The 8,174-nt window shown below is 70.0% G+C and carries 9 protein-coding genes; 3 read left to right on the top strand and 6 right to left on the bottom strand.

The features are described 5' to 3' along the window. Window positions 1-44: 44 nt before the first annotated feature. The 5 genes from ACFU8Q_RS13330 to ACFU8Q_RS13310 all read right to left on the bottom strand — a co-directional run bounded on the left by ACFU8Q_RS13330 (window position 45) and on the right by ACFU8Q_RS13310 (window position 4,155). A complete protein-coding gene (locus ACFU8Q_RS13330; RefSeq protein WP_384452122.1) occupies window positions 45-635 on the bottom strand; it encodes a malonic semialdehyde reductase in 591 nt (196 codons plus the stop codon). A 209-nt stretch (window positions 636-844) separates the two neighbouring features. After that, window positions 845-1,120 carry an exodeoxyribonuclease VII small subunit gene (locus ACFU8Q_RS13325; RefSeq protein WP_384452119.1) on the bottom strand — a complete coding sequence of 92 codons (276 nt, stop codon included), beginning with the start codon at window positions 1,118-1,120 and terminating at the stop codon, window positions 845-847. Between the two features lie 85 nt (window positions 1,121-1,205). Next, complete coding sequence (xseA, locus tag ACFU8Q_RS13320) at window positions 1,206-2,417, bottom strand: exodeoxyribonuclease VII large subunit (RefSeq protein ID WP_384452116.1); 1,212 nt, start codon at window positions 2,415-2,417, stop codon at window positions 1,206-1,208. A gap of 30 nt (window positions 2,418-2,447) precedes the next feature. Next, entirely contained in the window at window positions 2,448-2,675 is a 228-nt protein-coding gene (locus tag ACFU8Q_RS13315) for a hypothetical protein (protein WP_384452113.1), read from the bottom strand. Between the two features lie 88 nt (window positions 2,676-2,763). After that, window positions 2,764-4,155, bottom strand: a complete 1,392-nt coding sequence (locus ACFU8Q_RS13310) for an APC family permease (protein WP_384452110.1) — start codon at window positions 4,153-4,155, stop codon at window positions 2,764-2,766. A gap of 74 nt (window positions 4,156-4,229) precedes the next feature. On the opposite strand from ACFU8Q_RS13310, the gene ACFU8Q_RS13305 reads away from it, so the two are divergent. Continuing rightward, window positions 4,230-5,219 (top strand): 4-hydroxy-3-methylbut-2-enyl diphosphate reductase, encoded by a 990-nt coding sequence (locus ACFU8Q_RS13305; RefSeq protein ID WP_384452107.1) that lies wholly within the window; start codon window positions 4,230-4,232, stop codon window positions 5,217-5,219. A 67-nt stretch (window positions 5,220-5,286) separates the two neighbouring features. Next, window positions 5,287-6,027, top strand: a complete 741-nt coding sequence (gene ppgK, locus ACFU8Q_RS13300; protein WP_384452104.1) for a polyphosphate--glucose phosphotransferase — start codon at window positions 5,287-5,289, stop codon at window positions 6,025-6,027. Window positions 6,028-6,054: 27 nt separating this feature from the next. Here ppgK and ACFU8Q_RS13295 read toward each other — a convergent pair whose 3' ends face one another. Then, on the bottom strand, window positions 6,055-6,663 hold the full coding sequence (locus ACFU8Q_RS13295; protein ID WP_384452101.1) for a DUF6542 domain-containing protein: 609 nt from the start codon (window positions 6,661-6,663) through the stop codon (window positions 6,055-6,057). 274 nt (window positions 6,664-6,937) lie between these two features. On the opposite strand from ACFU8Q_RS13295, the gene ychF reads away from it, so the two are divergent. Continuing rightward, entirely contained in the window at window positions 6,938-8,026 is a 1,089-nt protein-coding gene (gene ychF, locus ACFU8Q_RS13290) for a redox-regulated ATPase YchF (protein WP_384452098.1), read from the top strand. Window positions 8,027-8,174 lie beyond the last annotated feature (148 nt).

The following is an 8,174-nucleotide window of genomic DNA, read 5'->3' as shown; positions in this document are numbered from 1 at the left end:
GCACGCGTGCTGCTCCAGGGCCGGATCCGTACAGAGGGGGGTGATCAGACGGTCGTGACGACCTCGTCGTAGGCGAGACGCGGCAGGCGCGGGAACCAGGCGTCCTCGCCCGGCTTGCCGATGTTGACGACCATCAGCAGCTTGTGGTCGCCGTCCAGGAACTCCTTCTCGATGCCCGCGGCGTCGAGGCCGGTCATCGGGCCCGCGGCCAGACCTGCGGCGCGGACGCCGATGATGAAGTACGCGGCCTGCAGCGCGGCGTTGAGCGCGGCGGACGACTCGCGGACCGGGCGCTCGGAGAAGAACGCGTCCTTGGCCTGCGGGAAGTGCGGCAGCAGAGCCGGGAGCTCCTCGTGGAACTCGTTGTCGGCGACCAGGATGGCGACGAGCGGGGCGGTCCGGGTCTTCGGCTGGTTGCCTTCGGCCATGTGCTTGACGAGGCGCTCGCGACCCTCGTCGGAGCGGACCAGGATCACGCGCAGCGGCGACTGGTTGAAGGCGGTGGGGCCGTACTTGACCAGGTCGTAGATCGCCTGGACCTGCTCCTCGGTCACCGGCTCGTCGGTGAAGGTGTTGGCGGTGCGGGCCTCGCGGAAGAGGAGGTCCTGGGCGGCGGGGTCAAGAACGAGCGACATGGTGCGTATTACCTTCCGGACGTGCAGGGGGATCAAGCAACGTCGAGCAACGTAACGGAGAGGTAGGTTAACTTTCAACTAAAACGAGGGCGGAGTGATCCGTTCCACAGGGCGGCCCACGGCGGGCCCTTGTCGAGGCGATGCGTATCCGCCCCGCCCGGACCGCCGCCGCGGGCACCCGGTTCCGGCCGGGCCCGTCCAGGGCTGTCTCAGCCGTTACCGTTGCCGCTGTCGTTGCCGGCTGCCGGTTCGCCGCCGTTCTCCGCAGGCCCCGCCAGGGCCGCGTCCAGCCGTGCGCGCGCGCCTTCGAGCCAAAGCCGGCACACCTTCGCCAACTCCTCACCCCGCTCCCACAGCGCGAGGGACTCCTCCAGCGTCGTACCGCCCGCTTCCAGGCGGCGTACCACCTCGATCAGCTCGTCACGGGCCTGCTCGTAGCCGAGCGTGCCCGTGGCACCAGTGGCCGTGGTCCCGTCGTCCGTCATGCGCTCCACCCTACGTTCCGCCCCGCGAGGAGCCTTCGGCCTCGTCCGTCATCACCCTCGAGGGCTTCCGCCCCCGAACCCGCGCTCATTCGCTCACCCGCACCGCGAACTCGCCCCCCGATACCCGCGCCCGCAGGACATCGCCCACCGGCCCGGCGTCGGCCGGAGCCCGCACCACATGGCCGTCCGCCCGCTGCAGCACCGCGTACCCGCGCTCCAGCGTCGCCGCGGGGGACAACGCGACCACCCGCGCCCGGGTGTGGGCGAGCTCCGAGTCCGCCCGGTCCAGCAGATGCCCCAGCACCCGCCGCCCCCGCCCGATCAGCGCGTCGATCTCCGAGGCCCGCTCGTCCACCATCCGCAGGGGATGCTCCATCGACGGCCGGCCCAGCGCGTGCGCCAGCCCCCGCTCCTCCCGGTCCAGCAGTCCCCGTACCGTCCGCAGCGCACGGTCCCGCAGCTGCTGCACCCGGTCCAGCTCCTCGCCCACATCGGGCACGATCTTCTTCGCGGCGTCCGTCGGCGTGGAGGCGCGCAGGTCCGCGACCAGGTCGAGCAGCGGGGAGTCGGGCTCATGACCGATCGCCGACACCACCGGCGTACGGCATGCGGCGACCGTACGGATCAGCTGCTCGTCCGAGAACGGCAGCAGGTCCTCCACGCTGCCGCCACCCCGCGCCACGACGATCACGTCGACGTCCGCGAGGTCGTCCAGCTCCTTCACGGCCTGCACCACCTGATTCACCGCGTGCACCCCCTGCACCGCGGTGTTGCGTACCTCGAACCGCACCGCGGGCCACCGCCGCCGCGCGTTCTCCAGGACGTCGCGCTCGGCCGCCGAGGCCCGCCCGCAGACCAGCCCGATCAGCTGCGGCAGGAACGGCAGCGGCTTCTTCCGGTCGAGCGCGAAGAGCCCCTCCGAGGCCAGCGACTTCTTCAGCCGCTCAAGGCGGACCAGCAGCTCACCGATGCCGACCGGCCGTATCTCCGTGGCCCGCAGGGACAGCTGGCCGCGCGGCGCGTACCACTCGGGCTTGGCAAGGACGACGACCCGCGCCCCCTCCGTCACCACGTCCGCGATCCGGTCGAAGACCTGGCGGAAGCAGGTCACGCTCACCGAGATGTCCTGCGAAGGGTCGCGCAGCGTCAGAAACACCACGCCCGCGCCGGGCCGCCGCGACAACTGGGTGATCTGCCCCTCGACCCAGACCGCCCCGAGCCGGTCGATCCAGCCGCCGATGAGCCGCGACACATCACCGACGGGCAGCGGAGCTTCCGCGGACGTTTGGAGAGCCATGCGAGCGAGCGTATCCGCCCTCACCGACAATCAGCGGCCGACGACAGCGGAGGCTCCCGGCTCCGGCCCAGCAGCCGCTCCCGCGCCGACGACGGCAGCCACTCCCCGCTCCCGCGCCGACGACGGCAGCCACTCCCCGCTCCCGCGCCGACGACGGCAGCCACTCCCCGCTCCCGCGCCGACGACGGCAGCCACTCCCCGCTCCCGCGCCGACGACGGCAGCCACATCCCGCCTCCCGCGCCGACGACGGCAGCCACATCCCGCCTCCCGCGCCGACGACGGCAGCCACATCCCGCCTCCCGCGCCGACGACGGCAGTCACTCCTCATCAGCGGCACACAACCCCTCAGGCCGTGCGTCGCCCCCATTGCAATGCCAGCACCACGAGCCCCACCCCCAGCCAGCACACCCCCACCACCTGGGCGCTCGCGGTCGCCTCCACGATCACCGCGATCAGTACGCCCGCACCCACCACCGGCACCAGCACGTGTCGCCACCAGCTCGGCGGCCCCTCCATCCGGCGTACGGCGAACCAGCCGACCACCGACGCGTGCAGCAGCACGAACGCCGTCAGCGCACCGATGTCGACGACCGACACCAAACGGTCGAGACCGTCGGCGCGCCGGGCCGCCCATACCGCCGCCACCAGCGTCACCACCGCGGCCAGCAGGATCGCGACCCGCGGCACCCCGGACCTCGGATCGACCTTCGACAGCAGCGCGGGCAGCCGCCGCTCCCTGGCCATCGCGAACAGCAGCCGCCCGGCGGCGGCCTGCCCGGCCAGCGCCGCGAAGGCCGCCCCGATCGCCTTGCTCACCGCTACCAGATCGTGCAGCCAGGTCCCGACCGCGGTGTCCACCGTGTAGTAGAACGCCGAGCCCTGCGTGGCCGGATCGGCGGCCAGCTCCGCCGATGTCATCGGCTCCAGCAGTGCCGCCAGATACCCCTGAGCCACGAACAGCACACCCGCGAGCACCAGACAGAACAGCACCGCTCGCGCCACCTTCGACGAGCCCCCCGTCACCTCCTCCGCGAACGAGGCGATCGCGTCGAAGCCCAGATACGACAGCACGGCCACCGACACCGCCCCCAGCACCGCCGACAGCGAGAAACCGGAATCGCCCGTGAGCGGAGTCAGCCAGCCGCGCTGCGCACCGTCCCGTACGAGAACCACCACCGCCGACACCAGGAACACCAGCAGCACCACGATCTCCATCGCGAGCACCGCGAACCCGACCCGGGCCGCGGTCCGCACGCCCCAGAGATTGAGGAGCGTGGTGACGACGACCGCCAGCGCCGTCCACACCCACTGCGACACCGACGGCACGAGCGCGTTCAGCGCGATTCCCGAGAAGAGATAGGCGACCGCCGGGATCAGCAGATAGTCGAGCATCGCCATCCACCCGGCGATGAACCCCGGTCCCTCCCCGAGCCCCTTGCGCGCGTACGCGAAGACCGAGCCCGCCAGCGGGGCGACGCGCACCATCTGGGCGTAACTGAAGGCCGTGAACGCCATCACCACGGTCGCCGCGACATAGACCAGCGCGACCGCACCGCCCGATTTCGCGTCGAGCGTGCCGAACACACCGACGGGCGCCATCGGCGCGATGAAGAGGAGCCCGTAGACCACCAGATCCCGGAAGCCGAGCGTCCGCCGCAGCCTGCCCGTCTCCTGATGCGCACCCCGCACCTCCGTGCCCCCGCCGCTTCCTCCGTCGCCGCTGCCGGTCCCCGCCATGAGCCCTCCGTCGATCGCGTACGGATCAGTCTCGCGACCCCGTGGATCTTCCGCCCGTCCGACGCGGCCTTACGATGGGGCGCATGACTGCTACGACACCCCGCCGCGTCCTGCTCGCCGCTCCCCGTGGCTACTGCGCGGGCGTGGACCGTGCCGTGATCGCCGTGGAGAAGGCCCTGGAGCAGTACGGCTCCCCGGTCTACGTACGCCACGAGATCGTCCACAACAAGTACGTCGTACAGACCCTGGAGAAAAAGGGCGCGATCTTCGTCGAGGACACGGCGGAGGTGCCCGAGGGCTCGATCGTGATGTTCTCCGCGCACGGCGTGGCGCCGACCGTGCACGAGGAGGCGGCCGAGCGCAAGCTCGCCACGATCGACGCGACGTGCCCCCTGGTCACCAAGGTCCACAAGGAAGCCGTCCGCTTCGCGCAGGAGGACTTCGACATCCTCCTGATCGGCCACGAGGGCCACGAGGAGGTCATCGGCACCTCGGGCGAGGCCCCCGAGCACATCACGCTGGTCGACGGTCCCGAGGACGTCGCGGCTGTCGAGGTGCGCGACCCGTCGAAGGTCGTCTGGCTCTCCCAGACCACGCTCTCCGTCGACGAGACGATGGAGACGGTCGGTGCGCTCAAGGAGAAGTTCCCGCTCCTGATCTCGCCGCCCAGCGACGACATCTGCTACGCCACGCAGAACCGCCAGATCGCGGTGAAGCAGATGGGCGCGGACGCCGACCTCGTGATCGTCGTCGGCTCCAAGAACTCCTCCAACTCGGTCCGCCTGGTCGAGGTCGCCCTCGGCGCCGGCGCCGATGACGCCCATTTGGTCGACTTCGCGGACGAGATCGACGAGGCCTGGCTGGAGGGTGTCTCGACGGTCGGTGTCACCTCGGGCGCGTCCGTTCCCGAGATCCTGGTCGACGGCGTCCTGGCATGGCTCTCGGAGCGCGGTTTCGAGGACGTGGAGATCGTGAAGGCGGCCGAGGAGTCCATCACGTTCTCGCTTCCCAAGGAGCTCCGCCGCGATCTGCGCGCCGAGGCCGCGGCACTCGCGGGGGAGTGACGGCTTCGCGCCGATGGTCTCCCGCTCCGGGAAGTGGGCCGGGCCGGGTGCCCGTACCGTGGATTGCATGCAGATCTTCGGCGTGGACATCGGCGGAACCGGGATCAAGGGCGCTCCCGTTGACCTGGACCGCGGAGACCTGGCGCAGGAGCGCCACAAAGTACTGACACCGCACCCGGCCACGCCCCAGGACGTGGCCGGTTGCGTGGCCGAGGTGGTCGGTCATTTCGACTGGTCGGGTCCGGTGGGCATCACCTTCCCGGGCGTCGTCACCAGTGGTTGCACCCGTACCGCGGCCAATGTCGACGAGGGCTGGATCGACACCGACGCCCGCGGACTGCTCGGCGACAGGCTCGGCCTCCCCGTCACCGTTCTGAACGACGCCGACGCGGCCGGCATCGCGGAGATGACGTTCGGCGCGGGCCGCGGCCGCAAGGGGACGGTCATCGTGCTGACGCTCGGTACGGGGATCGGCAGCGCCCTCTTCATCGACGGCAAGCTCGTCCCCAATACCGAGCTGGGCCACCTGGAGCTGAACGGCCACGACGCCGAGAAGCACGCCTCCACCAAGGCCAAGGAGGACGAGGAGCTGAGCTGGCACCACTGGGCGCACCGGCTGCAGAAGTACCTGGCCCACGTGGAGATGCTGTTCTCGCCCGAACTCTTCATCATCGGTGGCGGAGTCAGCCGCAAGGCCGACAAGTTCCTGCCGCTGATCGAACACGTAAGGGCCGAGATGGTGCCTGCGGAGCTGCAGAACAACGCCGGCATCGTGGGAGCGGCGATGGCGGCGGCGGACAAGGCGTAGGACGGTGTGGCCCGTCCCGGCCCCCGCTCAGCGCTGGGGGCGACGGGGCGGCTGCGCGGTCCGGGCCGTCTGCGCGGCGAGCAGCATCCGGCGCTGACGTTGCCGCTGCCGCATCAGCCGTACCTTCCGCACGGTCGTGATGAGCCCGGCGATGAGCGTTCCGCCGTACAGCCACCCGGCGTGTACGGCGAGCGCGGTGACGAGCGCCATGGTCTGACCGGCGAATCCACTGGGGCCGCCGGAGATCGGAATGACCCCGACGGCGAACGCGATCGGCACGATGATCGGGGCGGTGACCAGGTCCGCAGGCCGCACCCACAGCGCGGTCAATGCGCTGACCGGCAGGAACAGCACACCGAACACGGCCGACGAACCGTCGAGCAGCAGCTCGTCGAGGCACGCCAGTACGAACATGGAGGCGGTGGCGAAGAGCCCCGCACCGATGCCCGTCAGCCGGGGATTCGGCAGCCTGCGCAGCGCCAGAACGGCAGGCGGCACCGGCCGGGACCGGCCGCCCTCCGGCTTCGCGTCCATCACCCGACAGACGGCGGCGGCTTCGTCGATGGTGCCCTGCGGGGACAGCGGGGCCTGCTGAGACTGCCTGCGCTGCGGGGGACGTGTCCTGTGCTGCTCCACCGGGACAACGTAGGTCGCAAGGCGGGAGGAAACGGGTGTGGGACACGCGCTTTGTGCGACCTTGGGGGTGAGTTCGATGCCACACGGCCGAACGCCGACCGAAACGGCGCCGGGACCGGTGCCGGCGGCGGTGTCCGGAGCCGGTGCCCGAGCGGACCCGTGGGTACCCGGTTGCGCCCGCCCGTAAACTGGAGAATCGGCCCCCTGGGGCCGACGCGTTCCACCCCCTCTCCCCCTCTCCACCCTCCTCCTCACTCCTCAGGAAGTCGCCAACGTGTCGCTCACGATCGGAATCGTCGGCCTGCCGAATGTCGGCAAGTCGACCCTGTTCAACGCCCTGACCAAGAACGACGTGCTGGCGGCCAACTACCCGTTCGCCACGATCGAGCCGAACGTGGGCGTCGTCGGCGTTCCGGACGCCCGCCTGAACAAGCTGGCGGAGATCTTCGGCTCGCAGCGCCTGCTCCCCGCGACGGTCGACTTCGTCGACATCGCCGGCATCGTGCGAGGCGCTTCGGAGGGTGAGGGCCTGGGCAACAAGTTCCTCGCGAACATCCGCGAGTCCGACGCGATCTGCCAGGTCATCCGCGCCTTCAAGGACGAGAACGTCGTCCACGTCGACGGCAAGGTCTCGCCCAAGGACGACATCGAGACGATCAACACCGAGCTGATCCTCGCCGACCTCCAGTCCGTCGAGAAGGCCGTCCCGCGCCTCACGAAGGAGTCCCGCCTCCAGAAGGAGAAGGTCGCGGTCCTCGCCGCGGTCGAGGAGGCCCAGAAGATCCTCGAGTCCGGCCAGACCCTCTTCTCCGCAGGCATCACCGCGGGCACGGAGAAGGGCAAGCTCCTCCACGAGCTTCACCTCCTCACCACCAAGCCCTTCCTCTACGTCTTCAACGTCGACGAGGACGAGCTGGTCGACGAGGACTTCAAGAACGAGCAGCGCTCCCTGGTCGCCCCCGCCGAGGCGATCTTCCTCAACGCCAAGATCGAGTCCGAGCTGATCGAGCTCGACGACGACGAGGCCCTCGAACTCCTCCAGTCCATGGGCCAGGAAGAGCCCGGCCTCGCCACCCTCGGCCGCGTCGGCTTCGACACCCTGGGCCTGCAGACCTACCTCACCGCAGGCCCGAAGGAAGCCCGAGCCTGGACGATCAAGAAGGGCGCCACGGCCCCCGAGGCGGCCGGTGTCATCCACACCGACTTCCAGAAGGGCTTCATCAAGGCGGAGATCGTCTCCTTCGAGGACCTGGTCGAAACAGGCTCGGTCGTCGAGGCCCGCGCCAAGGGCAAGGCCCGCATGGAGGGCAAGGACTACGTGATGCAGGACGGCGACGTGGTGGAGTTCCGCTTCAATGTGTAGCGGCTGACGTAGCGCCACGTTGCTGATCTGGCAAACGTGCAGTTCAGGAGGGGTCCGACTCTTCGGAGTCGGGCCCTTGGTTTTTCCCGTGCCGGGATAGCTGACCCCTCGTCACCTGTCATCACCCCTGGTCATCCCTACCGTGCTG

It is taken from the genome of Streptomyces sp. NPDC057543, from assembly GCF_042801895.1.
GTDB lineage: Bacteria > Actinomycetota > Actinomycetes > Streptomycetales > Streptomycetaceae > Streptomyces.
Note: the sequence above shows the minus strand (reverse complement) of the source record. Positions and strands in the feature narration are given on the sequence as shown.

Excerpts from the sequence above, each read along its gene's own strand:
- ACFU8Q_RS13330 (WP_384452122.1), bottom strand. The coding sequence starts at position 635 with ATGTCGCTCGTTCTTGACCCCGCCGCCCAGGACCTCCTCTTCCGCGAG.
- ACFU8Q_RS13325 (WP_384452119.1), bottom strand. The coding sequence starts at position 1,120 with ATGACGGACGACGGGACCACGGCCACTGGTGCCACGGGCACGCTCGGC.
- xseA (WP_384452116.1), bottom strand. The coding sequence starts at position 2,417 with ATGGCTCTCCAAACGTCCGCGGAAGCTCCGCTGCCCGTCGGTGATGTG.
- ACFU8Q_RS13310 (WP_384452110.1), bottom strand. The coding sequence starts at position 4,155 with ATGGCGGGGACCGGCAGCGGCGACGGAGGAAGCGGCGGGGGCACGGAG.
- ACFU8Q_RS13305 (WP_384452107.1), top strand. The coding sequence starts at position 4,230 with ATGGGGCGCATGACTGCTACGACACCCCGCCGCGTCCTGCTCGCCGCT.
- ppgK (WP_384452104.1), top strand. The coding sequence starts at position 5,287 with ATGCAGATCTTCGGCGTGGACATCGGCGGAACCGGGATCAAGGGCGCT.